The 26,028-nt window shown below is 69.5% G+C and carries 20 protein-coding genes; 9 read left to right on the forward strand and 11 right to left on the reverse strand.

The window, feature by feature from the left end; translation table 11 throughout:
* Nucleotides 1-18: 18 nt before the first annotated feature.
* Together AC1DG4_RS10635 and AC1DG4_RS10640 are read left to right on the forward strand one after the other, a co-directional pair.
* Entirely contained in the window at nucleotides 19-1,014 is a 996-nt protein-coding gene (locus AC1DG4_RS10635; RefSeq protein WP_477381379.1) for a Gfo/Idh/MocA family protein, read from the forward strand.
* Entirely contained in the window at nucleotides 1,011-2,483 is a 1,473-nt protein-coding gene (locus tag AC1DG4_RS10640) for a sulfatase-like hydrolase/transferase (protein WP_477381381.1), read from the forward strand. Before AC1DG4_RS10635 ends, AC1DG4_RS10640 begins: the two co-directional genes overlap by 4 nt.
* Nucleotides 2,484-2,495: 12 nt before the next feature.
* Here the strand turns inward: AC1DG4_RS10640 and AC1DG4_RS10645 are convergent, their stop codons facing one another.
* A complete protein-coding gene (locus AC1DG4_RS10645) occupies nucleotides 2,496-3,869 on the reverse strand; it encodes a sulfatase family protein (RefSeq protein WP_477381383.1) in 1,374 nt (457 codons plus the stop codon).
* A 133-nt stretch (nucleotides 3,870-4,002) separates the two neighbouring features.
* Here AC1DG4_RS10645 and AC1DG4_RS10650 point away from each other — a divergent pair, with 133 nt between their 5' ends.
* Entirely contained in the window at nucleotides 4,003-6,417 is a 2,415-nt protein-coding gene (locus tag AC1DG4_RS10650) for a polysaccharide lyase 8 family protein (RefSeq protein WP_477421228.1), read from the forward strand.
* A 160-nt stretch (nucleotides 6,418-6,577) separates the two neighbouring features.
* Here the strand turns inward: AC1DG4_RS10650 and AC1DG4_RS10655 are convergent, their stop codons facing one another.
* A complete protein-coding gene (locus AC1DG4_RS10655) occupies nucleotides 6,578-7,714 on the reverse strand; it encodes a metallophosphoesterase family protein (protein ID WP_477381387.1) in 1,137 nt (378 codons plus the stop codon).
* Nucleotides 7,711-9,966 (reverse strand): DUF5054 domain-containing protein, encoded by a 2,256-nt coding sequence (locus AC1DG4_RS10660; protein WP_477421229.1) that lies wholly within the window; start codon nucleotides 9,964-9,966, stop codon nucleotides 7,711-7,713. Before AC1DG4_RS10660 ends, AC1DG4_RS10655 begins: the two co-directional genes overlap by 4 nt.
* Before the next feature lie 232 nt (nucleotides 9,967-10,198).
* On the opposite strand from AC1DG4_RS10660, the gene AC1DG4_RS10665 reads away from it, so the two are divergent.
* The 4 genes from AC1DG4_RS10665 (at nucleotide 10,199) to AC1DG4_RS10680 (ending at nucleotide 15,327) form a co-directional block, all read left to right on the forward strand.
* Nucleotides 10,199-11,086: a carbohydrate ABC transporter permease gene (locus AC1DG4_RS10665; RefSeq protein WP_477381391.1), complete on the forward strand. Its 888-nt coding sequence runs from the start codon at nucleotides 10,199-10,201 to the stop codon at nucleotides 11,084-11,086.
* 8 nt (nucleotides 11,087-11,094) lie between these two features.
* Entirely contained in the window at nucleotides 11,095-12,075 is a 981-nt protein-coding gene (locus AC1DG4_RS10670) for a carbohydrate ABC transporter permease (RefSeq protein ID WP_477381490.1), read from the forward strand.
* Nucleotides 12,076-12,144: 69 nt separating this feature from the next.
* Entirely contained in the window at nucleotides 12,145-13,464 is a 1,320-nt protein-coding gene (locus AC1DG4_RS10675) for an ABC transporter substrate-binding protein (protein ID WP_477381393.1), read from the forward strand.
* 111 nt (nucleotides 13,465-13,575) lie between these two features.
* Nucleotides 13,576-15,327 carry a glycoside hydrolase family 35 protein gene (locus AC1DG4_RS10680; protein ID WP_477381395.1) on the forward strand — a complete coding sequence of 584 codons (1,752 nt, stop codon included), beginning with the start codon at nucleotides 13,576-13,578 and terminating at the stop codon, nucleotides 15,325-15,327.
* A gap of 7 nt (nucleotides 15,328-15,334) precedes the next feature.
* On the opposite strand, the gene AC1DG4_RS10685 is transcribed toward AC1DG4_RS10680, so the two are convergent.
* Complete coding sequence (locus tag AC1DG4_RS10685; RefSeq protein ID WP_477381397.1) at nucleotides 15,335-16,363, reverse strand: LacI family DNA-binding transcriptional regulator; 1,029 nt, start codon at nucleotides 16,361-16,363, stop codon at nucleotides 15,335-15,337.
* Between the two features lie 41 nt (nucleotides 16,364-16,404).
* On the opposite strand from AC1DG4_RS10685, the gene AC1DG4_RS10690 reads away from it, so the two are divergent.
* Entirely contained in the window at nucleotides 16,405-18,645 is a 2,241-nt protein-coding gene (locus tag AC1DG4_RS10690; protein ID WP_477381399.1) for an alpha-galactosidase, read from the forward strand.
* Between the two features lie 171 nt (nucleotides 18,646-18,816).
* On the opposite strand, the gene AC1DG4_RS10695 is transcribed toward AC1DG4_RS10690, so the two are convergent.
* The 3 genes from AC1DG4_RS10695 to AC1DG4_RS10705 all read right to left on the reverse strand — a co-directional run bounded on the left by AC1DG4_RS10695 (nucleotide 18,817) and on the right by AC1DG4_RS10705 (nucleotide 20,262).
* Complete coding sequence (locus AC1DG4_RS10695; RefSeq protein ID WP_477381401.1) at nucleotides 18,817-19,641, reverse strand: MOSC domain-containing protein; 825 nt, start codon at nucleotides 19,639-19,641, stop codon at nucleotides 18,817-18,819.
* A gap of 117 nt (nucleotides 19,642-19,758) precedes the next feature.
* Nucleotides 19,759-19,947, reverse strand: a complete 189-nt coding sequence (locus AC1DG4_RS10700; protein ID WP_477381403.1) for a hypothetical protein — start codon at nucleotides 19,945-19,947, stop codon at nucleotides 19,759-19,761.
* A 129-nt stretch (nucleotides 19,948-20,076) separates the two neighbouring features.
* Nucleotides 20,077-20,262 carry a DUF3073 domain-containing protein gene (locus AC1DG4_RS10705; RefSeq protein ID WP_477381405.1) on the reverse strand — a complete coding sequence of 62 codons (186 nt, stop codon included), beginning with the start codon at nucleotides 20,260-20,262 and terminating at the stop codon, nucleotides 20,077-20,079.
* Nucleotides 20,263-20,422: 160 nt separating this feature from the next.
* Here AC1DG4_RS10705 and AC1DG4_RS10710 point away from each other — a divergent pair, with 160 nt between their 5' ends.
* Entirely contained in the window at nucleotides 20,423-20,965 is a 543-nt protein-coding gene (locus tag AC1DG4_RS10710) for a universal stress protein (protein WP_477381407.1), read from the forward strand.
* 168 nt (nucleotides 20,966-21,133) lie between these two features.
* Here the strand turns inward: AC1DG4_RS10710 and AC1DG4_RS10715 are convergent, their stop codons facing one another.
* From AC1DG4_RS10715 to AC1DG4_RS10730, 4 genes are all read right to left on the reverse strand, one after another.
* Nucleotides 21,134-21,778, reverse strand: coding sequence for a PadR family transcriptional regulator (locus tag AC1DG4_RS10715; RefSeq protein ID WP_477381409.1), 645 nt, complete (start codon nucleotides 21,776-21,778; stop codon nucleotides 21,134-21,136).
* Nucleotides 21,775-22,626 carry a DUF4097 family beta strand repeat-containing protein gene (locus tag AC1DG4_RS10720; RefSeq protein ID WP_477381410.1) on the reverse strand — a complete coding sequence of 284 codons (852 nt, stop codon included), beginning with the start codon at nucleotides 22,624-22,626 and terminating at the stop codon, nucleotides 21,775-21,777. The genes AC1DG4_RS10715 and AC1DG4_RS10720 overlap by 4 nt, the downstream gene beginning before the upstream one ends.
* Nucleotides 22,627-22,829: 203 nt before the next feature.
* Nucleotides 22,830-23,405, reverse strand: a complete 576-nt coding sequence (locus AC1DG4_RS10725) for a hypothetical protein (protein ID WP_477421230.1) — start codon at nucleotides 23,403-23,405, stop codon at nucleotides 22,830-22,832.
* Between the two features lie 85 nt (nucleotides 23,406-23,490).
* A complete protein-coding gene (locus tag AC1DG4_RS10730; RefSeq protein ID WP_477381413.1) occupies nucleotides 23,491-25,971 on the reverse strand; it encodes a glycogen/starch/alpha-glucan phosphorylase in 2,481 nt (826 codons plus the stop codon).
* Nucleotides 25,972-26,028 lie beyond the last annotated feature (57 nt).

Raw genomic sequence — 26,028 nt, forward strand, 5'->3', positions numbered from 1 at the left:
AAGCACCAGAGGAGAAGTATGCGCATCGGTTTGATCGGAGCGGGCGCCGTCGCGCCGTTCCACATGAACGCGGCCAGGTCGCTGGCCGGCGCGGCGATGACGGCCGTGTGCGATCTCGACGAGGGCGCCGCACGGAGGGCCTCCGCGCTCGCGCCGGGTGCCCGCATCTTCACCGACCATCGCCGGATGCTCGATGAGGACGTGGTCGACGCCGTCATCGTGAACACCCCGCACGCCCTGCACCTGCCGATCACCGTCGACGCCGCGCGCGCGGGAAAGCACGTGCTCGTGGAAAAGCCGATGGCGACGACGCTCGAGGACTGCGATCTCATGGCATCCGCGTGCCGCGACGCCGGTGTGGCGCTCGCCGTGGGCCACATCCAGCATTTCCTGCCGGACAAGGTCGCGGCGAACCGTCTCATCGCTTCGGGCGAGCTTGGCGACGTGCTGATGATCCGCGACAACCGCAGCACCGACTACCGGCCGGGCACTCGCTCACCGTGGTTCTTCGACCGGGAGATCGCCGGCGGCGGGGCCCTCTTCAACATCGGCGCGCATTGCCTGGATCGCTCTCTGCGGTTCGGCGGCGCCAGGGCGTCGCAGATCTCCGCAGCGGTGGCCCACCGATTCGGGTCTCCGGTCGAGACGGACGGCGTTCTTCGGCTGCAGCTGGAGAACGGCGTCGAGGTCGCCATCTCCATCGTGAGCGATCCGCCGACCCGTGGGGACCTCCTCACCGTGGTCTGCGAGCGCGGCACCGTCGAGGCTGATCCGCGCGCGGGCGCGTCGGTGCGGATCGACGGCGCGACCCGGATCCTGCACACGCCCGCAGCGGACGATATCCAGACCGGCTTCACCGCGCAGCTCGCCGACTTCCTCGACGTGATCGACGGCGCGGAGCCCGCGGTCCCGATCGCGCACGCCCGCCACGTCGTGGAGCTGATCCTCGCCGGCTATCGTTCGGCGCGGACCTCCACGACGTCCGCTCCGCTCCCCGTCCCCGCCGCCTCATGACCGGTCCCTCTCCGCAGCGCCGCGCCGACCGCCCGCACATCATCGTCTTCATGAGCGATGACCAGGGTGCGTGGGCGCTCGGCGCGGCCGGAAATCACGAGATCCGCACCCCGGTCCTCGACGGCCTCGCGGCGGGTGGCGTCCGGCTGGACCGGTTCTTCTGCGCCTCCCCGGTGTGCTCGCCCGCCCGAGCATCGCTGCTCACCGGGCGGATCCCGTCCGGGCACGGCGTGCACGACTACCTCGACGGACCACACACCGGTCCGCACAGCGTCGACTACCTGGCCGAGGTCCCCGCGTTCACTGACGCCCTCGCCGACGCCGGCTACCGCCTGGGACTCTCCGGCAAGTGGCACCTGGGCGCGAGCGACGTGCCCCGGCGCGGATTCGTGCACTGGTATGCGCTGCAGGGAGGGGGCAGCCCGTATCGGGAGGCGCCGATGCTCCGCGGCGCGACGCCGGAGACCGCGACGGGCTACCTCACCGACGCGATCGCCGACGATGCGATCCACTTCCTGGATGACGAGGCGGGCCGGCCGGATCCGTTCTTCCTCGCCGTCAATTTCACGGCGCCGCACAAGCCCTTCGCGGGCCAGCATCCCGACGAGTTCACCGCGCTGTACCAGGACTGCACGTTCGAGAGCTGCCCACAGGAGGAGCCGCATCCGTGGATGCGGCATCTCGGCGGTGCGCCGATCGGTGGCGAACCGGATACCAGGGAGGCGCTCATCGGCTACTTCGCAGCGGTGAGCGCGATGGATGCCGCGATCGGGCGCGTGCTGGATCGCCTGCGCGCGCATGGACTGGAGCAGGACACGATCGTCGTGTTCCTCAGCGACAACGGGTTCAACTGCGGCCATCACGGGATCTGGGGCAAGGGCAACGGCACCTTCCCGATGAACATGTACGACGAGTCGGTGCTGGTGCCGTTCCTGGTGGCCGCACCGGGGCGGGTCGCGCAGGGCAAGGTCGTCGACGATCTGCTCAGCGCCTACGACTTCGCCGCGACCCTCCTCGACCTCGCCGGCATCGACGGCACCGCGTTCGAGGCGGGGCCGGGCAGGAGCTTCGCCGCCCGACTGCGCGAGACCCCGGAAGAGCAGACGGAGCAGACGGAGGTCGAGCCGGAGCGCGCCGTGGTGGTGCACAGCGAGTTCGGCCCGGTCCGGATGATCCGCACCGAGCATCGCAAGTACGTGCATCGGTTTCCCTATGGACCGCACGAGTTCTACGACCTGGACGCGGATCCGGGGGAGCGGCGCAATCTCGTGGGGGACCCGGCCAGCGCCGATGAGATCGGCGTCCTGCGCCGGCGGATGCACGGATGGTTCGCCACTCACGCCGAGCCCGACGTGGACGGCGCCGCCCTTCCTGTGTTCGGCGCGGGTCAGCTCGCACCCCTCGGTGACGACCCGCTGGGAGCGTTCGCCCCGCCTGGGTGGGACGGGGCAAACGTCGGCACGGCCTGAGCCGCACGCGGCTCATCCTGCCGAGAACAGCCTCAGCTCCTCGAGGCCGGTCCAGTCGTCGTCCTCCGCACGGAGTACGTGGACGAGCCGCCGCGCCAGCGCCCGCGCCGCGGTCGACTCCGGATGGCTGTCCATCTCGTACGGATCCGCGTCGAGGTCGAAGTAGTCGACGAGCAGCTCCGTCTCTGAGCCGACGGTCGCGACGACCTTCTCCCGCGGCGTCCGCAGGCCTCGGGCGCTGCCCGGATCCGAACGCGAGGCATAGCGGTAATAGACGACGGCGTCGTCCGCGGCGGCCGCCTCTCCCCGCAGCTGAGGCGACCGGTCGATGCCCGGCAGGGCCGCCGCATCGTCCGGGAACCCGGCCAACCCCAGAATCGTCGGCGCGAAGTCCAGCGATCCGACGGTCGCATCGCAGACGCCCGGCGGGATCCGGCCAGGGGCGTGCACGATGAGAGGAAGCCGCATCGATTCCTCATAGGCGACGTTCTTGTAGAGCAGCCCGTGGCTGCCCAGCTGCATGCCGTGGTCCGAGGTGAAGAGCAGGACAGTGGGTCGCGCCGACTCGGCAACGGCCGCGACGAGCCGCCCGATCTGCTCGTCGACTCCGGTGATCGCGGCGAAGTAGTCCCGCGCGATGGTCGCCGCTTCGGCGGCGACGGCCGCGTCCTGCGGCACGTTCGGCCGCACGAGCAGTTCGTCGGCGGGGAGAGCGGCGTAGCGGCGACGGTATCGCTCGGGGACCTGATCGAAGGGCTGATGCGGCGGGTTCAGCGACACCATCAGCGCGGAGGGCGTGTCCTGCTTCTCCGCCAGGAACTCGAGGGCGACGTCCACCTCGTGCTCGGCCGACCAGCGGCCCACGTCGATGCGCGCGTCTCGAGGGGCCCGGCTCGTCCAGTAATGCGGGGCGAGATGACGATCCGCGGCGCCGTAGGAGTACCAGAAGTCGAAACCGAATCGGCGTTCGGGCGGCGACCACGCGTCCCAGACCTTGCCATCGTCACGCCGTCCCTCCCCGTGCAGCTCGTCGTCCGGAACCGGCGGCTCGAGGTGCCATTTGCCGATGTAGCCCGTCCGGTAGCCGTGATCGCGGAGCAGGCTCGCCCAGGTCGGCAGCCCGTCGCGCAGCCCCACGCCGTCCTGCGCCGATTCGGAGTGCACGTTGAGCGTGACTCCGTTCTCGGCGGGTCGTCGACCCGTGAGGAACATGGCGCGGTGCGGACTGCACACCGGATACGAGCTGACCGCCTGTCGCACGAGGCAGCCCGCCGCGGCGAGACGGTCGAGATGCGGAGTCGCGACCGGATCCCCTCCGAGAGGGTCGATCGCCGCAGCACGGAACTGATCCGCCATCACGACGAGGATGTCGGGCGACGTGGCCACGGGTCCTCCCTTCACGCCCCGTCGGGAGTCGACGGGGGTGCCACAAGTCAACGGGCACGAAACGTGAGGAATCAACGTTTATTCCTCACCCGGTGCTCTCCTAGCGTCGCTGGCAACGACCGAAGGAGATCGTATGTTCACCCCCTCACGCCGCACTGTGCTCCGGCTCGGCGGCCTCGCCGCGGCCACCGCCCTCTTCGCCGATCTGTCCCGCCCGCTGGCGGCCGGCGCATCGGTCCGGCCGCTCGCCGTCGGAGTCCCCGAACTCGAGGCGCTGCGCCAGCGATGGGTGGAGACGCTGACCGGGCGCTCCATCGTGGCCGGCTCGCCGGCGGTTTTCGCCTCGGCGATCTCTCGCCAGGACGCGCAGACCGACGCCCTCCTTGCGAAGGTGAGCCCGGGCGCGACGCGCTACTTCTCGGATCAGGACTGGGCGATCGGCCCGACCGATCTCGCGCGGTCGAACTCGATGCGGATGAACTATGTCGGCATCCAGACCCTCGCCGTGTCGTGGGCCACACCCGGGTCAAGGCACGAGGGATCCTCGACGGTCCTGGACGCCGCCCTCCGGGGTCTCGCGCACCTGCACACGCAGATCTACAACACGGGAACCACGTGGTGGGGCAACTGGTGGTCGTGGTCGATCGGCGCGCCGCAGCCGCTGTCGAACGCGATGGCGATCCTGCACGACCAACTGACGCAGTCCGAGATCGACGCCTACTGCGCCGCGATCGACCACTTCCTGCCGGGCCGGGATCCGCGCATGCAGCTGCACCCGACGGGTCCGAAGCCCTCGGACGGCGCCAACCGTGTCGACATCTGCCAGGGCATCATCGTGCGCTCCATCGTGCAGCCCGACGCCGAGCTGCTGCACAGCGCCGTCGCGGCGCTGAGCGACACCTGGCAGTACGTCACCGAGGGGAACGGCTTCTTCCGCGACGGGTCGTTCATCCAGCACTCCACGATCGGCTACACCGGCACGTATGGCCTCGTGCTGCTCGGCGGCCTCGCCAAGCTGTTCGCCCTGCTGGCGGGCACCTCGTTCGACATCACGGATCCCAGCCGGAGCAACATCACCGGCGTGATCGAGGGCTCGTTCGCTCCGCTGATGTTCCGGGGTCAGATGATGGACGCCGTGCGCGGCCGTGCGGTCTCCCGCTTCGCGGAGCGGAGCATCGACGACGGCGACAACCTGATCGAGTACGTACTGCGTCTCGCCCAGTCCGCCGACGCGCAGACGGCGCAGCGCTGGAGAGGGCTGTGTCGGCAGTGGATCGAGGGAGACTCGGCCGCGGAGATCACCGCGACGACCAACATCGTGCGGCTTTCCCTCGTGACCGAGCTGATGAACTCGACGACCCCCGCCGTGCCGGATCCCACCGGTCCTCGCCTCTTCCCGGCGATGGACCGCCTCGTGCACCGGTCGGCGGACGGATCCTGGGCACTGTGCGTCGCGATGTGCTCGAACCGGATCGCGTGGCACGAGGGCACCGCCGCGGAGAACTTCCGAGGCGTCAAGACCAGCCAGGGCATGACGTATCTGTATCTGCGCGGACAGGAGGACGCCTTCGACGACGAGTTCTGGTCCACCTCCGACCTCACGGCGCCGCCCGGGACCACGGTGGACCTCACGCCGCTGCCCGACGATCCCGAAGGCGAGTGGGGCGAGCGCACGCCGCAGAACGAGTGGACCGGTGGCGTGACGTTCGAGGACACCGCGCTGGCGGCGATRCATCTCGTCGCGCCGGGCGGCACGGGGCTCGTGGCGCGCAAGGTCTGGTTCGCGCTCCCCGATGCGATCGTCGCGCTCGGCGCCGGCATCTCGACCGGTAGTGCCGCGGAGGTGCAGACGGTCGTCGAGCACCGCAATCTCGGATCGTCGCCGCGGCGGCTCCTCGTCGACGGCCAGGATGTCACGGCCTCGACGGCGATCGCGGGCGCCCACTGGGCCCATCTGGGCGGCGTCGGCGGCTATGTCTTCCTCGACGGCACCGCCGCCGTCACCGCCGAGGTCGCCGTTCGCGAGGGTACCTGGCAGCGCAACAACACCGGGACAGCCACCGGGACGGCCGTCGTCCAGCGCCGGTCCTATGCCACGCTGAGCCTCTCGCACGGCACGGGCCCGAGCGCGGGCGGAGGCTACGCCTATCTGGTGCACCCCGGCGCCAACGCCGCGGCGACCGCCGCGCTGGCATCGTCCCCGCCGGTGAGGGTGCTGCGCAATGACGAGACGGCGCAGGCGATCCAGCCTTCGGCGCACGTCACCGCCGCCGCCTTCTGGAAAGCGGGCAGCGTCGGCGACCTCACGGTCGACCGCGCCGCGTGCGTGATCCTGCGCAAGAACCCCGGGATGATCCGGGTGTCTGTGAGCGAGCCGACCCAGGCCGGCATGACTGTGGTGCTCGACATCGCGGACACGCCCGTCACGCGCGTGAAGGGGAGGGATGCGGACCGCGTCGCCGTCGTGCGCACATCGCAGGGCGTGCGAGTCACGGTCGACGCTTCCGGCACTGCAGGGGGCACGATCGAGTTCTCCCTGCAGAAGTAGCCCCGCTCCCACGCGCACGGCGGGCTGTGCTTCGCATACGGGCGAACCAACGGCAGTTCTGTGCCCGGCATCGAGCCCGAGTGGGCCCCGCATCGGCCGAGATCGCCGCAGCCCACGGCGTACGCAATGAGAGCGACGGGCGACCGCGCCGGTCGACCGTTCACCGGCCGCGATCCGCGACCGGAGCCGGGCGGATGTCCTCCTCAACGACGACCGCACCATCGAGCGTGCGCATGGTCAGCCGCAGGGAGTGCTCGTCGGCCGTGATCTCGACCCAGGACGCAGCCTCCTCGGCCGCCGGGTCGGGATCCGGCCCGCCGCTGATGAGCTGCGCATAAGGGAAACGCGCGTCGGAGGGGATCCAGGCGCGCCCGTGCGTGTGCCCGGAGACGATCACCTGCGCACCCCAGTGCCGCAGACTCTGGTCCCAGGCATCGCGGCCGGCCGCGCTGAACCAGTCGTAGCCCTCGGCGTCGTAGTCGACGGCGCTCTCGTCGGTCCAGCGCAGCGGGATGTGGCAGAACACGACACGGTAGGGCGCGTCCCGGATCTCGGGATCCTGCAGCGCCTCGGCCAGCCAGGCGGTCTGCGCGGCGCGGAGGTCCTCGAGGGCGACGCGCCCCTCGAACGTCGGATGCGCGTCCGGCTTGTCCTCGCCGGTGTGCAGCAGCACGTATGCGACGGGGCCGATGCGGCCCGCACAATAGGGACGTCCGTCCGGGCTCGCCACGACGTCGCGGAGGCGATGGGCCCAGCGCCCGCGGACGTCGTGATTGCCGACGGCTACGGCCAGCGCGCGGTCCGCACTGATGTCGAGACCCGCCGGTGCGAGCACCGTGCGCACGATCTCGTCCAGGCCGGATTCCCAGTTGTTGCCGAGATCGCCGTTCCAGACGAGCAGGTCCACCGCGGGGGTGCAGGCGTCAAGGGCGGCGAGGGTTTCGGGGTGCTGATGGGTGTCGTTCCAGACGGCGAGATGCGCGCTCGCGGCGCGTGGATCCGGCAGACGGACCGTCCGCCACGCGCTGACGTGCTCCACTCCCGGCTCGTCCACCGGCGCGGTCACGGCGCGAACCCGGACCGAGGATCCGGGCAGCCGACCGTCCACGCGGACGCGGATGACCGCGTCGCTCTGCGGCACCATGCCGAAGGCGTCGGAGCGCGAGAGGCCGGATCCGTCCTCCGTTCGCCACTCGAGCCACCCGCGGCAGAGCCGGTCCACTCCCCACAGGGCCTCGAACCCGTCCGTGCGCGGGGCCATGATCACGAGCGGCGTCGTCACGGGTGAGTCGCTCATCGGATCTCCTCGCTCGGCTCGTCGGCACCGCCGAGGTCGAGCTCGAATCGGTAGCGCAGATCGTCATCGAACCACATCCGGAAGTTGGTGCCCCACACGTTGTTGTGCAGATTCACCGCGAAGCCGTCGGACGGATCCGGGATTACATCCTCGAAGCTCAGCAGGGCAGGAGCCCCGACCGCGATGAGCGGCGCATCGATCGTGCGCAGCCGCACCGGGGCGGATCCGTCCCGCTCCGCCGCGGTCGCGGCGTGCAGAGTGCGGTTGCCGCGGCTCACCACGCGACGCGGATCCACGGGCAAGCCGAGTTTGCGCAGCGTCCACGCACCGTCGGCCGATCGGACGTTGGACGTCGGCCGGAAGCCGAACCAGCTCGCCTCCGGCAGCCGGGACGCCTCGCGCCCGCACACGTCCAGCAGGATCCGGATCGGTCCCTGCCCCTGCGGGAACAGGTACTCGACCCTGATCCGCGCCGGAGCACCCGTCTCCGCGACGAGCTCCTCCGGGAGCGTCAGCTCGACGATCGCCGTGCCGGCGCCGTCGTCGCCCGTGCCGGTCCGCAGGCTCTGCACCTCGGGGGCGGTGACTCGGGCGGGCAGCGTCTCGGCGATCGCGAGACCGGGGCTCGCCTGGTCGGGGATGGCCCAGACACCCGTGTGCGCGAGGTCGCGGCAGTACTGCTGCAGCCAGCGCTGCTCGTCGCGCTCGTCGAAGGTCTGATGCCGGAAGGATCCGAGAGTGTGCTCGGCGTCGGCCCACACGACGCCGTTCTCATCGCGCAGTCCGACGATGGCCCCGTCCGCGCCAAACCGCACCGCGAACCGCCCGAGCGCCACCTCCTCGCCGACCGCGTGGGGGCGCCCCTCCCGGGAGGCCGGGGCCGGGGCCGGGGCCGGGGTCGGGGCCGGGGTCGGGGAACTACCGTGTCCCACTTCTGGCTCTTCCGTGGCCTGTTCTGCCGCCGAAATGGGGACAYGGCGGGGCCGAAAGTGGGACACGGTTGGTTCGTCGGCCGGGGTGGACGGCGGGTGCAGGGCGGCCAGCGCGACCCGTGCCTCTGCGGCGCGCTCCGGTGCCAGGGCGGCCAGCGCGGTGTCGAGATGCGCGCGCTGCTCGGCCCAAGACTCCTCGAATCCGGAGTAGGTCAGCGGATGCGGCGCCGGGTGCTCGGCCCACGCCCAGTCGTAGGCACGGGTGTCCGCGGGATTGGCGGAGGGATCCACGGCGTCCCTGGCGCGCGCGGCCCTGAAGTCGGCCTTGGCGTAGTTCACGTAGTCCGGGAGGTACGTCTTCAGATCCTCGCCCCAGGTGTGCTCGGCGACGCGCAGAAGGGCGACGCCCAGGTCGTGGTGCTCCGCGGACGACGGGTCCAGCAGGCCGTCGCGCAGCCACGACGTCCGCAGCCGCTGCAGCACGCCGAGACCCGCGGTGAGCAGGGGATCCGCGCCTGCGCCGTGGATCCAGGTGTCACCGATCTCCTCGGTCAGCACGGGCAGTGCGTCACGGTGCGCGAGCAGCGCGCGGGCGAAGTCGTCCAGGCTCGATGCCAGGATCCGCGCTCCGGGGTGCGCGGCGGCGAGGGCGGCGAACAGCTCCTCGACCTCGGCGGCGGTGGGAGGACCGTTGTTGTCGCCGGTGTGCGCGAGGTGCAGGGCGTCGGATCCATCCGGCACGACCGCGAGGTCGAGGCCCTCCGATCCGTAGGAGCGCGCGTAGTTCACGACGACCTCCGCGCCGTCCGGCGCGCGCCACACGAAGAATTCCGGCACGTCCGGCACCGCCGAGGCGCCGTTCACGCCGAGGTGCAGGTATTCGATCCCGGCTGCCGCGAGCACGGGCACGATCCCGATGGTGTGCCCGGGAACGTCTGTCATCTTCGCGGCGATCGTGCGGCGGCCGTATCGCGCGTCGAGGCCCTGGGAAAGCGACGTCGCGAAGGCGGCCAGCGAGGGATCCATCAGTTCGGTGTGCGTCGTGAGCGGCAGTCCGTGCCAGCGGATCCGGCCTTCGCGCACCGCCGCATCGAGCCGGTCGCGCTGGGCGGGCGTGCCGGCGCGAAGCACGTGGTCGATCAGCCAGGAGCCCGTCGTCCAGACGAACCGGGCATCGCCGCCTCGACGATCCAGCTCCTCGGAGAGCTCGATCGCGCGCGGCAGATAGCGCTCGGCGTACCCGGCGACCACGTCGCGGGCGAGTGCCGTGAATCCGATGTCGAGGTGGGTCTTGAAGACGACGTGGATCGTGTCGACCACGGGTGGCTCCTTCGGGGTCGGGGTCGGGGTCGGGGTCGGGGGTCGCGCTTCGGGGTCGGGGTGGGGGCCGTGGCCTCATCCGCCGTCCCTGCGTCGTCGCAGGGYGAGAACTCCAGCGGGTTGGCGACGTCAACACGTCCGTTGCCGAATCGTGAGTTGTTTACGTAACCATAGTGTGCCTATAGTGCTCTTGATAACGCAACCAATCACGAGGAAGTGATCAACGATGGCGATGGCGATGACGGGGATCCGACGTTCCCGCCGGTCTTGGGCCGGCTGGTGGTTCGTCGGTCCTTTCATGCTCGTGTTCACGCTGGTGCTCATCGCACCGCTGCTCTACGCGATCTATCTCAGCCTGTTCCGCGACTCTCTGATCGGCGGCACGCACTTCGTCGGTCTGGAGAACTACGCCACGGCGATCGCCGACCCGAAGTTCTGGGACGCCACCGTGCGCGTGGTGCTGTTCCTCCTCGTGCAGGTGCCGATCATGCTGATCCTCGCGCTCGTCGCCGCACTGGCCCTGGACAGCGCGCGGTTGCGCTTCGTGCCGTTCTACCGGCTCAGCATCTTCCTGCCCTACGCGGTGCCCGGCGTCGTGGCCGTCATGATCTGGGGCTACATGTACGGCGACCAGTTCGGCCTCGTCGCCGACCTGAACCGCTGGTTCGGCGACATCGTGCCGTCCCCGCTGTCGGAGTCCTTCATCCTCCCCGCGATCGGCAACATCGTCACCTGGGAGTTCGTCGGCTACAACATGCTGATCTTCTTCTCCGCCCTGCAGGCGGTGCCGCAGGAGCTCTACGAGGCGGCGGAGATCGACGGAGCCGGGGCGCTCCGCACGGTCTTCAGCATCAAGCTCCCCGCCATCCGCGGTGCGATCGTCGTGGCGACGATCTTCTCCATCATCGGCAGCTTCCAGCTCTTCAACGAGCCCGCCGTGCTGCAGAAGATCGCACCGAACTCGATCTCGAGCTACTTCACCCCCAACATGTACGCCTTCAACCTGTCGTTCGCCGGATCCCAGTTCAACTACGCTGCCGCGATCGCGATCATCTCCGGCGTGATCACGATGATCATCGCGTTCATCGCGCAGTCCATGGGCTCGAAGGAGCAGAAGTGATGAGCGTCATGACCTCGAACGGCGCCGAGCCGATGGACACCGATCCGATGAGCACCGAGGCGATCGTCACCGGCCGCCGTCCGAGCCGGCTCGCCAGCGGCCGGATCCAGGGCAGGCCCTCGCGCCGGAGCGGGAGGCGCCCCGCGCGGCGCACGCGCACCTCGATCACCCTGATGATCGTCATGACCCTGATGCTGCTCTACAGCCTGGGTCCACTGTTCTGGCTCGTGGTGAACTCCACCAAGTCGCGTCAGGATCTCTACGACACGTCCGGCCTGTGGTTCGGGCCGAAGTTCTCCCTGTTCACGAACATCGCCGATGTCTTCGCCTACGACGACGGAGTCTTCCTCCGGTGGTTCCTGAACACGGTGCTCTACGTCGTGGTGGGCGCGGGCGGGGCCACGCTGCTCGCCACCCTGGCCGGGTACGGCCTGGCGAAATACCGCTTCCCCGGGCGCAAGGCCGTGTTCGCGATCATCCTCGGTGCTCTCGCCATCCCCGGATCCGTGCTCGCCGTGCCGCAGTTCCTGCTGTTCAGCAAGCTCGGCCTCACGAACACCCCCGTGGCGGTGATCATCCCGTCTCTGGTGAGCGCGTTCGGCCTGTATCTGGTGTGGGTCTATGCGGCAGAGGCGATCCCGGACGAGCTCATCGAGGCGGCCCGCCTGGATGGCGCGGGGGAGCTGCGGATCTTCTTCTCGATCTCGTTGCGCCAGCTCGCCCCGGCCTTCATCACGGTGCTGATGTTCGCGGTCGTGGCGACGTGGAACAACTACTTCCTCCCGCTCATCATGCTCTCCAGCCCCGAGTGGTATCCGCTGACCGTGGGTCTCAGCCAATGGGCGTCTGCGTCGGCGTCCATCGGAACGGCACCGATCCCGCAGCTCGTCATCACCGGTTCTCTGCTCACCGTGCTGCCGATCTCGGCCGCCTTCCTCTACCTGCAGCGCTACTGGCAGTCCGGCCTCGCCGCCGGCAGCGTCAAGTAGCGCCCTACGCCTGCACCACTCATCCATCGAAACCACCATTTCTGCATCACCTCCGAAAGGACCCCCGCAGTGAAGAAGAACATCTGGATGCGCGCCGCCGTCGTCGTCGGCGCCGCCTCGCTCATGATGGGCGCCCTCGCGGGCTGCCAGAGCGGCAGCGACGCCGCCTCCGGCGGCTCGAAGGCCGACATCGCCGCCGCGCTCAAGAAGGGCGGCGAGCTCACCTGGTGGACCTGGAGCGACGCGACCCAGGTGCAGGCCGACGCCTTCACCAAGGAGCACCCGAACGTGAAGATCAAGGTCGTCAAGCTCGACAACCCCGACGCGGCCGTCACGAAGCTGCAGAACGCCGTCAAGGCCGGATCCGGCGCGCCCGACATCGTGCCGGTCGAGTATCAGACCATGCCGCAGCTGACCATGGCCGGTGCGCTCGCCGACATGACCTCCTTCGGGTTCGACAGCGACAAGGATCAGTTCACCGCGTCGACCTGGAACTCGGTCAACGTCAACGGCAAGCTCGTCGCCATCCCGATGGACTCGGGGCCGATGGTGATGATCTACAACAAGGACCTCTACGCGTCCGCCGGGATCACCGAGGCGCCGAAGACCTGGGACGACTTCGTCAAGGACAGCGCCGCGATCCGTGCGAAGGACCCCGACGCATACATCGCCACCGGCGGCGACGCGGGCTTCTTCACGAGCATGATCTGGGCATCCGGCGGCCACCCGTTCTCGGTGGACGGCGAGAAGGTCACGATCAACCTGCAGGACGCAGGCAGCAAGAAGTTCGCCGATGCCTGGGGCGGAATGCTGCAGCGCGGGGAGCTCTCGCCGCTGGCCACCTGGTCGGACGAGTGGAGCAAGGCGCTGAACCAGGACAAGCTCGCCACGCTGATGATGGGCTCCTGGATGATCTCCGGCATGGACGACCACGGTGCCGGCAAGTGGCAGGTCGCACCCATGCCGACCTGGGACGGCACCCCCGGATCGGCCGAGAACGGCGGGAGCGGGCTGAGCATCACAGAGCAGAGCAAGAACAAGGCGCTCGCCGCAGCGGTGCTCCAGTTCATGGCCGACGGCGCGGGTCGCGACCTCATCAACAAGAACGGCTTCCCGTCGACCGTCAAGGAGTTCGACAACTCCGACTGGGCGAACATGACGTTCAAGGCCTACGGCGACCAGAAGCCGAACCCGATCGGCGCCGCCTCGGCGAAGTCGGTCATCACCGGCTGGCAGTACCTGCCGTACCAGGGCTACGCGAACAACGTCTTCGGCGACTCGGTGGGCAAGGCCATCGGTGCCAAGGGCGACCTGAACGCCGCGCTGCAGGAGTGGCAGAAGACACTCGTCGACTACGGCAACGCCCAGGGCTTCCAGGTCAACAAGTAGTCCCAGCGGGTTCCTGAGGTGCGGGGTCCCCACGAGTGGGCCCCGCACCTCCTCACGTCAGACCTCTCCTCCCGACACCGATCCGCACCCTCGATCCCTTCCGGAGTCCTCATGCCCACGTTCGCCATCGGCGAGACCGACTTCCTCCTCGACGGAGCGCCGTTCCAGGTGATCTCCGGAGCGATGCACTACTTCCGCATCCATCCCGACCAGTGGGAGGAACGGCTGCGCACCGCACGTCAGATGGGGCTCAACACGATCGAGACCTACGTGCCGTGGAACGCGCATGAACAGCGCCCAGGGGAGTTCACCGCAGAGGGCGGCCTGGACCTCGGCCGCTTCCTGGATCTGATCCAGGAGCAGGGCATGTTCGCGATCGTGCGGCCCGGGCCGTACATCTGCGCCGAGTGGCACAACGGCGGGCTGCCGGAGTGGTTGATCGAGGACGACACGATCGCGGTGCGCTCGCGGGATCCGCGCTACCTCGCCGAGGTCGGGCGATACCTGCAGCGGGTGTACGACATCGTCGGGCCGCGCCAGGTCCAGCACGGCGGCGGCGTGATCCTCGTGCAGATCGAGAACGAGTACGGCGCCTACGGATCCGACGAGGTCTACCTCTGGGCGCTCACCGACATGACCAGGGCCGCCGGTATCGATGTGCCGCTCACGACCGTCGACCAGCCGACCGACGCCATGCTCGAAGGCGGCACCCTGCCCGAGCTGCACAGCACGGCCTCGTTCGGATCCCGTGCGGCAGAGCGGCTGGCGGCCCTGCGCCGGCATCAGCCGAGCGGACCGCTCATGTGCTCCGAGTTCTGGTGCGGCTGGTTCGACAGCTGGGGGGAACCGCATCACACCACCTCGGCGTCGGACAGCGCGGCCGAGCTGGAGACGATCCTCGCGGCGGGAGCGAGCGTGAACATCTACATGGTGCACGGCGGCACCAACTTCGGCTACACCGCGGGCGCCAACGACAAGGGCGTCTATCGGCCGATCGCGACGTCGTACGACTACGACGCGCCGATCGCCGAGGACGGGACGCCCACCGAGAAGTACTGGCGGTTCCGCGAGGTGATCGCCGCGCACGCATCGGTGCCGGAAGACCGCCCGGCGCCGCGCACCCCCGCCCGCGTCCTCGAGGCGCCGCTCGACCGCTCCGTCCTGCTCGCCGACGCCGGACTCGAGCGCTGGAGCGCGCACGACATCGCCCCCGCGGCGTCGGTCTTCGGATCCCCGCGCGGATACTCGCGCTATGCGACGACGATCCCTCAGGCCGGTGTCCTCACGGTGGGAGAGGTCCGCGATCGCGCCCACGTCTTCCTGGACGGCCATCCGGTCGGAATCCTCGACCGGGAGGCGCACGATCGCGTTCTGACCGTCCCCGCGGGCGGAGAGCTGTCGATCCTCGTCGAGCATCTGGGTGGCGTGAACTACGGCCATCGGATCGGCGAGGCCAAGGGGCTGATCGGACCCGTCCGCCTGGACGGCGCTGAGCTGCACGGGTGGCGCGCCGCGCCTCTGGAGCTGACCGCGGAGGACGTACGCGCCGCGCTCGACGCGCAGGGAGCGGCGTTGCCCGCCGGGGTGCCGGTCGGCGGTCCGGTGCTGCTCGGAGGGCGCTTCGATGCGGATGCCTCCGGCGACCTGCACCTCGATGTGCGGGGCTGGGGATCCGGCGCGGTCTGGATCAATGGCTTCGCGCTCGGACGCTATTCGGCCAGGGGGCCGCAGGAGACGCTGTACGTGCCGGCTCCCGTGCTGCGCGGGGAGGGCAACGAGATCCTGGTGCTCGAGCTGCGCGGAGCGGAGCGGACCACCGTGCGGTTCACGGCGGAGCCGCGGCTCGGCCCGACCGAGTTCTGACGTGAGGTCAAGCCTGCGCCGGCGCCGGACCGGTGCTGTCGCGCGCCACGAGCCGCGTCGGGATCAGCGGGTTGTCGGGGAGCGGCTCTCCGTCGATCATCGCGATGAGCAGCTCCGTCGCACGCTGTCCGACGACGTCGAACTGCTGGTGGATGGTGGTCAGCGCGGGCCAGTAGCTGTCGCTGTCGTCGCTGTCGTCGAACCCGATCACGCTGAGGTCTTCTGGGATGCGCAGGCCGGCCTCGTGCGCGGCGTGCAGGACGCCCAGCGCCATCTGGTCGTTCGCGGCGAACACGGCGGTCGGGCGGGGATTCTCCGCGAGGATCTCACGGCCCGCCGCACGGCCCGATGCTGCTGTCCAATCGCCGCGCCGCGGGGCGGGCGTCTCCAATCCGCGCTCCTGCATCACGTGCGCATAGGCGTCCGCGCGACGTCGCGCCGAGAACGACTTGAGCGGTCCCGCGACGTGCGCGATGCGGGTGTGCCCGAGGTCGAGCAGATGCTGCATCGCCACGCGCGCGCCCTGCTCCTGGTCGGTGTCGACCAGGGTGTGCTCGGCGGTCGCCGTGGAGTCGACGATCACGAGCGGCAGCCCCGCGGTGAGGGTGTAGTCGTCGGGGGAGCCGAACTCGGCCGACATGATCAGGATGATGCCGTCGACGGCCTGCTCTTCGAGGCGGCCGAACGCGCCTGCCACCGAGAGGCGCGTGGGATCCGCGACGGGGATCAGGGTCGTCGTGTAGCCCGCGGCCGCGCCTGCTTCGGCGACCGCCTCGAGGGTGCGCTCGTTGCCCAGCGTGGTGATGTTGAAGGTAACGACGCCGAGGCTGCGGAACCGGCCCGACTTCAGATTGCGGGCGGCGCTGTTCGGCCGGTAGCCGAGCTCCTTCATCGCGGCGAGCACCTTCTCGCGCTTCTCCGGACGCACATGCACGTAGCCGTTGGCGACGCGCGACACCGTCTGCGGGGACACGCCCGCACGCCGGGCGACGTCCTTGATCGATGCGCGTGGCGCGCCGTCTCTGGTCCCTTGCATGGCAACGTAAACAATAGTCCACGAACGTCCCGGGAGGAACGATGGATCGACAGGTGCAGGAATCCGGCGAGCAGCGCGGCGGCACGGTGATGCGGGACGTCGGCATCGCGCTCGCCGCCGCCGGGGTCTCCCTGGTGCTCGACCTGCGGGACGGGCGGCTGCCGGTCGTCCTGCACTGGGGTCGTGAGATCGACCTGACGGACGTGCGCGACTTCGCGGCGCTCGCCGCCGCCGGAGTGGTCCCCGCCGCGGCCAGCGAGGTCGATGAACCGATGCCGGTGTCGATCGTGCCCGCGCTGACCGAGGGATGGACCGGGCGTCCTGGCATCTCCGGCTCCCGCGCGGGGGCGGCCTGGTCGCCGGCCTTCACCGTCGTGGGAGCCTCCCTCGACGGCGTCGCGCTGGCGGGCGGCCCGGAGGAGCAGCTCGTCCGCGCGGGGGCCGGGGCGCTCACGGTGGACGCACTCGATGCCGAGGCGCAATTGTCGCTGCGCCTGGAGATCGAGCTGGCGCCCTCCGGCGCGGTGCGCCTGCGCGCGGACCTGCGCAACCTCGCCTCAGAGGTCTACCAGCTGGACGAGCTGAGCCTCGCCCTTCCGGTACCGCTGCTCGCCGACGAGGTGCTGGATTTCGCCGGACGGTGGGGCGCCGAGCGCACGCCGCAACGGCATCGCGCGGTGGTCGGGCAGCACCGCAGGGAGAACCGGCACGGCCGCACAGGGCTCGGCTCGGCGCACCTGCTGTGCGCGGGCACGACTGGCTTCGGCTTCTCCGCCGGAGAGATCTGGGGCGTGCACACCGGCTGGTCCGGCGATCACGTGCACGAGCTCGAACGGACCACCGCAGGAGTGCAGCTGCTGCGGGGCGGCGAGCTGCTGCTGCCCGGTGAGGTCAGGCTCGCGCAGGGCGAGTCCTATCGGAGCCCCTGGATCCACGGCTTCCACGGAAGCGGACTGGATGCGCTCGCCGCTCAGTCCCACGCCGTGCTGCGGGCACGGCCGGCGCACCCGCGCGCGCCGCGTCCTGTCACGCTGAACGTGTGGGAGGCGGTCTACTTCGGCCACGACCTGGACGCACTGGTGGCCCTCGCCGACGTCGCGGCAGAGGTCGGCATCGAGCGGTTCGTCCTGGACGACGGCTGGTTCGGCGCCCGCCGTGACGACCGCGCGGGGCTCGGGGACTGGACGGTCTCGTCCGAGGTCTGGCCGGACGGGCTGCATCCGCTGATCGCCGCGGTGGCCGCGCGCGGGATGGAGTTCGGCCTCTGGGTGGAGCCGGAGATGGTGAACCCGGACTCCGACCTGGCCAGGGCGCACCCGGAGTGGATCATGCGGGCGCGCGAGCGGATGCCGATGGAGGCGCGTCATCAGCAGGTGCTCGACCTCTCGGATCCCGACTGCTACGCGTACCTCAGAGACGCACTGGTCGCGCTGCTCGAGGAGTACCCGATCCGGTATCTGAAGTGGGACCACAACCGCGACCTGATCGACTCCGGAGCGGGAACCGGGCCCGGGATCCTGCGCGCGCCGGGCGTGCACGCGCAGACGACGGCCGTCTACCGCCTGATCGATGAGCTGAAGGAGCGCTACCCGACGCTGGAGATCGAGTCCTGCTCGTCCGGCGGCGGCCGGATCGATCACGGCATCCTCGCCCGCACCGATCGGGTCTGGGTGTCGGACGACAACGATCCCCTGGAGCGGCTGCGGATCAACCGCTGGACGACCCAGCTCGTGCCGCCGGAGATGATGGGCACGCATATCGCGTCGCCGACCTCCCACACGACGGGGCGTACGCATACGCTGGCGTTCCGCGCGGCGGTCGCGCTGTTCGGGCATCTCGGCGTCGAGTGGGACATCCGCTCCTGCTCCGCGGCGGAGCGTGCGGAGCTCGCCGGGTGGATCGCGCTGCACAAGGCGCACCGGGATCTCATCGCCGCCGGCCGTGTGGTGCGCGGGGACACCGCCGACGAGCGGATCCTCGTGCACGGCGTCGTGGCTCCGGAGCAGGAGCGCGCGCTCTATCTCTTCGCGCAGACCGCGATCCTGGACACGTCGACGGCCGGACGCATCCGACTCCCCGGTCTCGACCCGGCGCGCCGGTACACGGTCGACGTGCTCGATCCCGGATCCGAGACCGACCCGCACCATCGTGCGCCGTGGCAGAGCCTGCCCGACCGCGTGTTCTCCGGGGCGGCGCTCGGCGGCGTCGGCCTCGTCATGCCCTCGCTGCGCCCCGAGCGCGCCGTGCTGATCGACGTGCGCGAGGAGCCGGTGCGCGGCTGAGGCGTCGGGAGGCCGGCTGATCCGAGGGCGAGCACAGCCGCCCCGCGGGGCTGAAGCCGGTCCCCTGCGTCTCGAACTCAGTCGATTCGCCCTGTCACCGTCGTGGATGCCGCTGACGCGGGCCGAATCGACTGAGTTTCGAACCACCCGGTCGACACCCGCGCGGGGATCTCAGCCGACGATGACCTCGTCGCCCACGCGGATCGTGCCGCCGATGCCCGCGTCGTCGCCGACGGCGCCGCTCACACCGGGGAGGATGAGCAGGCGGCCGAGCGTCGGCTCGTCCTGCCCGAGGGATCCGGTGAGCGTCTTCAGCACGCTCGCGTCACGTTCGCCGGTGTCCGGGTTCGCGTGCGTCGCGAGGCAGCGCACGATCGGTCCTGCCGTGGCGAGGCGCACGTCGCCGATCGTGACCTCGCCCTGCCAGTCCAGTTCGTCCCACGCGTCGACGCCGCCGATCACGACGTTCGAGCGGAACCGGCGGTCATCGACGTCCTGCGCGAGCGCGGCGCCGAGGGCTGCGACGCTGGCCTCGCTGTGCACGGAGACGTAGCCCCGTCCGCGGTCCTGGAAGCGAGAGCTCTCGCCATCGCCGACCAGTGCCAGGGGCAAGCGCCCGGAGCGCTGCAGCCGCTTTCCGTCAGGGGAGTCGAGCACGAAGGCCGTGACCGCCTCGACGAGCGCGGTGCGGCCGTCCTGGTCCAGTCCCGCCTCCACGAGCATCGCTCCGGCGTGGTCGATCCGCATGCGCTGCGCGGTCTCGTCGTACTCCAGTCGCAGCGCGGCGAGTCCCGGGAAGGTCTCGAGAGCGAGCCCCTTCGACTTGGGCCAGTGGTCCAGCCCGTCGCGCTCCTCAGGGGTCGCCGCATCGCCGAAGCGGAACGCGAGCACGCGGTCTCCGGCGATCCGGCCGTCCGCCTGCACCGTGAGAGCGGGCAGCTTCTCGGGCGTGAAGCCCTTGACCGGGTGGCGGTAGAGCGCGACGACGTGAGGCATGGATCCATCCTCGCAGGACCGTTCCAGGTGATCAGCGTCGGAACGGGAACGAACCGGGCCGGGGAGCTCGACGAATCGTAGCCGGGGCGAGTGGTGCCCCAGCGACCATTCACACGTTCAGATCTTGATCATCGTCGATCGGTCGGTGAGTCGCCAGGGCACGGGATACTCGGCATACTTCAACCCGTTCGGCGCGAAGTGCTTGACCTCTTCCGCGTAGTCGGCAGCCTCATCGGCGTTGTCGAAGACGCCGTAGATGTCGAGGTTGTCTTCTTCGTCGTTGAACACAATCCACACGGTTCGCATGGCGACCATCTTTGCCGATCTCAGGCACTCTGAAAAGATTCGAGAGACTCGATCGAGAGGCAGGGACGGTTCCGAACAACGACGAACCCCGCCGCGAGCGGACTCGGGCGGGGTTTCGAACGACGAGGCTCAGGCCTTTTCGAGCTCGTCCTCGTCTTCGTCGGTGTACTGATCCGCCCACTTGTCGACGTACTGTTCCTCGTTCTCCGGGTGACCCAGCTCGCGCTCCAGCGCCGAGTAGTTCACCGACGGACTATACGACTTCAGTTCGCGGGCAATCTTGGTGTGCTTTGCCTTCTGACGGCCACGGCCCATGCGCGAGACCCCCTTACTGTAAGCAGCGTGCGGAACGGGCTCGCTGTCTATTTCCGGCACCGGCTCGCGGCCGGTAAGAGTAGCATCCAGGATAGCACGAGGGCCACCTCACCTCGCCGTGACGGGTCCCCGATACCGCCGCACCGAAAGGAACGACGAGATGAGCGACAACGCCTCCACCCCCGAGGATCAGGAGCTGCAGGATCCGCAGCTGCAGAAGGCCGTGATCGTGGCGCTGCGGCCGGGGCAGCCCCCGCGTGTGCTCTCCGAGGCCATCCGCTACGCCGGCCTGCTGTCGGCGGCGCTGGTGGTCGTGCACGTCGACGTCACCCGGTTCGTGACCTTCGAGGATCCGGATGGGATGGTGCATTCGGCGCCCATCGACCTCAACATCGACACCGGTGCGGAGGAGTTCGCGGAGCTGCGCCGCGAGGTCGAGAAGGTGCTGGCCGGATCCGGTCTCACCTGGACGGCCCGTCAACTCGTCGGCGATCCGGCGCTCGCGATCAAGCATCTCGCTGGCGAGCTGGACGCGCAGCTGATCGTGGTCGGCACCCGCAGCCGGGGGATCGGCGAGTCGATCCGCGAGTTCTTCACCGGATCCGTCGCGGCCCGCCTCTCGCATCGCCAGTCCCGACCGATCCTCGTCGTCCCGCTCGAAGAGCCGATCGCCGACGACAAGAAGGACCCCTGGGCCGAGTGACCCGCCGGCCCGCCCGCCCGGGCCGCCGCTCGTAGGCGGCCCCTCCGGGGAACCGCGAGACCGAACCTGCGTCCCGAGACCGAGGATGTCATCGCGGGTTTCGGGACGCAGGTTCGGTCTCGCGGATCAGGCGCGGGTCAGGCGCGGATCAGGAACGGGTCAGGCGGGTCAGGGGCGGGCGAGGCCCGCGGCCGCGAGGGCGGCGGTGACCGAGCGTGCTGCCGTGTCGAGGGCCGTGTCGAGGTCGCTCACGAGCTGAGCGGGCAGCAGGCCGCCCTTCGCGACGTGCGTGCGCAGGTCGGCGCGCACTCTGGCGCGGAACTCGTTGATCGAGGCGTCGGCGCGGCGCAGTTCCTCACGGCTGGCGATCCGGTCGTCGGCGCGGGCCGAGGCTTCGCGGTAGGACGGGGTGGAGGCGCCCTTCTGCTCCTCGCGGGCGGCGGCGGCCAGATCCGCACGGAGGCTCTTCATGGCCTCCTTCACGCTCTGGCGCACCTCGTTCGCGATGAGGCGCACCGAGTCGTTCAGTCCCGCCTCGATGCCCTCAAGGTCGCCTTCACGAGCGGTGAGCTCGGCGCGGCCAGCCTCGGTGATCGCGTAGATCGTGGTGCGACCGTCGGCGGTCTTGGAGACAAGGCCCTCCTCCTCGAGCTTCGCGAGGCGCGGGTAGATCGTGCCGGCGCTCGGCGTGTACGTGCCCCCCGTGCGGTCGGTCAGCGCCTGGATGATGCCGTACCCGTGCTGGGGCGACTCGGCCAGCAGCGCGAGCAGGTACAGCCGCAGGTCGCCGTGGGAGAAGACCGCGGGGCTCACAGCAGATCCTCTCCGTCGGAGGTGAACGACACCGGAGCCTCTGCGGCGTCGCGGCGCAGCACCGTGATGTCGCCGGAGACGGTGTTCGCCCGCACGTCGGCGAAGGATCCGGACAGCTCACCGCGGGATCCGGTGAAGGTCGAGGGACCGGACGAGCCGCGCGGCACGCCGTCGATCGTGATGCGGCCGCTCAGCGCGCGGGCCACGTAGTTCGCGGCGAGGTTCTCGTCCAGGCGCACGGTCGCGTCGCCCGAGACGCTGTTCAGCGAGACGGTGTTCACGGCGCCGGTCGCGTCGATGAGCATCGCGCCGGAGACGCTGTCGATCGTGGCCTTGCGGACCTCGCCGGTCAGCGCGACGCTGCCGGAGACGGTGTTCGCGGTGGTGGATCCGGTCAGACCCCGCACCTGCACATCGCCCGAGACGGTGTTGATGTTGAGGTCGCCCATATGGGTGTCGACGATGAGGTCGCCGGAGACCGTGTTCAGGCGAGCGTCCTCGGTGAGGCCGGAGACGAGGGCTCCCGCGCTCACCACGCCCAGGTTGAGGGCGATGTCGCGGGGGACCGCGACGCTGATCTCGGCCTTGGGGCCGCCGGCGCCGAAGTTGCGGAACACCTCGAGGAAGTTGTCCCAGCCGATCTGCGGGTGATCGATCTCGATCTGGGTGCCGTCGGATTCGACGCGCAGGTCCTTGATCGTGACGTTGTGCACCTCGATCCGGATCCCCGGCTCGTCGTGCGCGATGACGTCGACCTGTCCGCCGACGAGTCCGATCTTGAGCTTCGACGCGCGCTCGATGTCGATCACGCGCTCCTGCCCCGGGGCGATGAGCCACTTCTCGGTCATGTCTTGTTCTCCTGAATTAAGGGATCCCGATCCGGAGATCGAGATATATCGTGTTCGCTACTGTAACACGATATATCTCGATCCTGTCAAGAGGTGCCGACGAGAAACCGAATCCTGCATGAGAAACCACCACGGACGTGGTGTCTCATGCAGGATTCGGTTTCTCAGGAAGCCGGCTGCAAGGCGCGGCCAGGGCTGCCGACTCAGGAGTAGACGGGGCTGAAGAYGTGCGTGTTGTTCGCCGGAGTCGAGTCGGAGTAACCCGCAGGAGGCAGCAGCGAGACCGAGATCGGCTGTACGTCGGTGTACCACGGCGGGGTGGGCGCGCCGCCTGAGTCGAAGGCGATGGTGATCACGATCGAACCGCCCGATGCCGGGATCGGATCAGGAACGGTGAACATCGCCGTCGTGACGTTGCCGGTAGTCGAACTGCTCGCCAGGACCAGACTCGCGGCCCCGATACTCGCGCTGGATGTTGCGAAAACGCGTGAATCGAAGCTGATCGCGAGCGTCGCCCCGGCAGGGGTCGCAACGTTGCCCGAGGTGGACGCCGTGTAGCGCGAGGTCCAGCTGAGCTGGTAGCTGCTCAGACCGTCCGGACTCGTGCCGGTGATGCCTTCGCCCACAGGCTGCGGCGCCAGTACGAGGTCGGTGGCCGTGCTCGCGGCAGCGAGCGGCACTGCAGCGGCAGCGACCACCAGCGGGATCGACCACGCGGTGGTCTTCAGGATGGTGCGTCGCGGGAATCTGCGCGCGTCAATCGTGGTCTCGTCTGTCATGGGGTTCCCTCCGGTGGAACGTCTGTATCGCAACCCTATGCGCCAGCTGAGTGGCGCACGAACCGCCGGCGGATGAGCGGCGCCCTCAGCTCGTCGGCGGAGTGTGCCAGATCCGGTCGATGTAATCGCGGATCGAGCGGTCGGACGAGAAGAAGCCGCAGCGGGCGACATTGAGGATCGCGGCGCGCGTCCAGCCGTCCTGGTCGGCGTAGGCCGCGTCCACCCGCTGCTGCGCCGCCATGTAGGCGGCGTAGTCGGCGAGCACCATGAAGCGGTCCTCGTAGAGCAGATTCGAGACCACGGGCTCGAAGACCGAGCGATCGCCGCCGGAGAACGCCCCGGAGGCGATCAGGTCGATCGCACGGCGGAGACCCGCATCCTCCTGGTAGAACGCGGCCGAGTGGTAGCCGGCGAGGGCGAGCTCGGAGACCTCGGGCTCGCTCATCCCGAACAGGAAGAAGTTGTCGTCGCCGACGAGTTCGCGGATCTCGACGTTCGCACCGTCGTCGGTGCCGATCGTGAGCGCGCCGTTGAGTGCGAACTTCATGTTGCCGGTGCCGGAGGCCTCCTTGCCGGCCAGCGAGATCTGCTCGCTGAGGTCGGCTGCGGGGATCACGCTCTCCGCGAGCGTGACGTTGTAGTTCGGCGGGAACAGCACCTGGAGGCGCCCGTCGAGACGCGGATCCGTGTTGACGACGGATCCGACCGCGTTGATGAGATGGATGATCCGCTTCGCCATCGCGTACCCCGGGGCGGCCTTCGCGCCGAAGAGCACGGTGCGCGGCTGCAGGTCCGCGAGCGCGATGCGGCCCGACACGACGCCCTCGTACTCGCTCACCACGTGCAGCACCTTGAGCAGCTGCCGCTTGTACTCGTGCAGGCGCTTGACCATCACGTCCACGAGGTGGCCGTCGCCGACCCGCATTCCGTCCCGCGCGTGCAGCACGTCGTTCAGGCGGTGTTTGTTGTCGGCTTTGACCGCGGCGAACGACGCGCGGAACGCGGCGTCCTCGGCGAAGGGCTCGAGCGCGCGCAGCCGCTCCAGATCGGTGACCCAGCCGTCGCCGATCGCGTCGGTGATGAGAGCGGAGAGGCCGGGGTTCGCGAGCCGGAGGAAGCGGCGCGGAGTCACGCCGTTGGTCACGTTCGTGAACTTCTCGGGGAAGAACTCGGCGAACGCGGGCAGCACCTTGTCGCGCAGCAGCTGCGAGTGCAGCTCGGCCACGCCGTTGACCCGGCTGCCGGCCACCGTGGCGAGATAGGCCATGCGCACGGCGCGGACCGGGAACTCGGCGATGATCGACATGTCGCGGATCCGCATCTCGTCGCCTCCGAACCGCGCGCGCACGGCGGCGAGGAACTCCTCGTTGATCCGGTAGACGATCTCCAGGTGCCGCGGCAGCAGACGGCCGAGCAGCTCGACCGGCCAGACCTCGAGCGCCTCCGGCAACAGCGTGTGACAGGTGTACGCGAAGCACTGCTGCGTCACGGCCCAGGCGGCGTCCCAGGCCATGCCGCGTTCGTCGACGAGCACGCGCATGAGCTCGGGCACCGCGATCACCGGGTGCGTGTCGTTGAGCTGGAAGATCACCCGCTCGGGCAGCCGCGCGAGATCGAAGTCCTCCGGCAGTCGATCGAGGAAGTCGCGGATCGACGCGGCGACGAAGAAGTACTGCTGCTGCAGGCGCAGCTCCTTGCCCTGCGGGGTGGAGTCCTCGGGGTAGAGCACCTTGGAGATGTTCTCGGCGAAGGTCTGCGCGCGCACGGCCTGCTCGTAGTCGCCGGAGTTGAAGATGCGCAGATCGAAGGCGTCCGTCGCCTTCGCACGCCACAGCCGCAGGGTGTTCACGCGGGCGTTCCGGAATCCCGGCACGAGGTAGTCATAGGGCACGGCGCTGACGTTCCATCCGGGGATCCACCGCGACCGGACGGTTCCTTCGTCGTCGAAGGTCTCGGTGCGGCCGCCGAACGACACGGTCTGCGCGGCTTCGGGACGGGGCTGCTCCCAGGGGGCGCCGAGCGTGAGCCAGGCGTCGGGCTGCTCGACCTGCTGACCGTCCTCGAACGTCTGGCGGAAGATGCCGTATTCGTACCGGATCCCATAGCCGATGCTCGGCACCCCGAGCGTGGCCAGCGAGTCGATGAAGCAGGCGGCGAGACGGCCGAGGCCGCCGTTGCCGAGGCCCGGTTCGATCTCGTGCCGACGTAGTTCGTCCAGGTCGATGCCGCACGCGGCCATGGCGTCCGCAGCGATCCCGTCCAGGTCACCGGCCAGCAGGTCGTTGTCGAGCTGGTTGCCGAGCAGATACTCCGCGGACAGGTAGCAGACGGCCTTGGCCTGCGCCTCGGCCTGACGGTGCTGATCGGCCAGCGCGTGCAGCATCAGGTAGTCGCGCACCGTGCGGGCGAGTGCGAGATAGCGGTCGTTCGTGCTGGCATCGGCCAGTGTCACACCGCCGTCGAAGTTCAGGTTGCGCAGGAACTGCGCGGTGAAGCCGTCCACGGTCGGCGGAAGCTCGAGCGCGGAAACGGGCGGGTGCAGGGCGGTGGCATCGGAGGAGGTCACGCGACGAACGTACCGCAGGGTTCCGTCGCATCTTCAGGATCCGCTTGACCTTAACGC

The organism is Microbacterium sp. 05N427 (assembly GCF_056397105.1).

Excerpts from the sequence above, each read along its gene's own strand:
- AC1DG4_RS10635 (WP_477381379.1), top strand. The coding sequence starts at position 19 with ATGCGCATCGGTTTGATCGGAGCGGGCGCCGTCGCGCCGTTCCACATG.
- AC1DG4_RS10640 (WP_477381381.1), top strand. The coding sequence starts at position 1,011 with ATGACCGGTCCCTCTCCGCAGCGCCGCGCCGACCGCCCGCACATCATC.
- AC1DG4_RS10655 (WP_477381387.1), bottom strand. The coding sequence starts at position 7,714 with ATGAGCGACTCACCCGTGACGACGCCGCTCGTGATCATGGCCCCGCGC.
- AC1DG4_RS10665 (WP_477381391.1), top strand. The coding sequence starts at position 10,199 with ATGGCGATGACGGGGATCCGACGTTCCCGCCGGTCTTGGGCCGGCTGG.
- AC1DG4_RS10670 (WP_477381490.1), top strand. The coding sequence starts at position 11,095 with ATGACCTCGAACGGCGCCGAGCCGATGGACACCGATCCGATGAGCACC.
- AC1DG4_RS10680 (WP_477381395.1), top strand. The coding sequence starts at position 13,576 with ATGCCCACGTTCGCCATCGGCGAGACCGACTTCCTCCTCGACGGAGCG.
- AC1DG4_RS10685 (WP_477381397.1), bottom strand. The coding sequence starts at position 16,363 with ATGCAAGGGACCAGAGACGGCGCGCCACGCGCATCGATCAAGGACGTC.
- AC1DG4_RS10690 (WP_477381399.1), top strand. The coding sequence starts at position 16,405 with ATGGATCGACAGGTGCAGGAATCCGGCGAGCAGCGCGGCGGCACGGTG.
- AC1DG4_RS10695 (WP_477381401.1), bottom strand. The coding sequence starts at position 19,641 with ATGCCTCACGTCGTCGCGCTCTACCGCCACCCGGTCAAGGGCTTCACG.
- AC1DG4_RS10700 (WP_477381403.1), bottom strand. The coding sequence starts at position 19,947 with ATGCGAACCGTGTGGATTGTGTTCAACGACGAAGAAGACAACCTCGAC.
- AC1DG4_RS10705 (WP_477381405.1), bottom strand. The coding sequence starts at position 20,262 with ATGGGCCGTGGCCGTCAGAAGGCAAAGCACACCAAGATTGCCCGCGAA.
- AC1DG4_RS10710 (WP_477381407.1), top strand. The coding sequence starts at position 20,423 with ATGAGCGACAACGCCTCCACCCCCGAGGATCAGGAGCTGCAGGATCCG.
- AC1DG4_RS10720 (WP_477381410.1), bottom strand. The coding sequence starts at position 22,626 with ATGACCGAGAAGTGGCTCATCGCCCCGGGGCAGGAGCGCGTGATCGAC.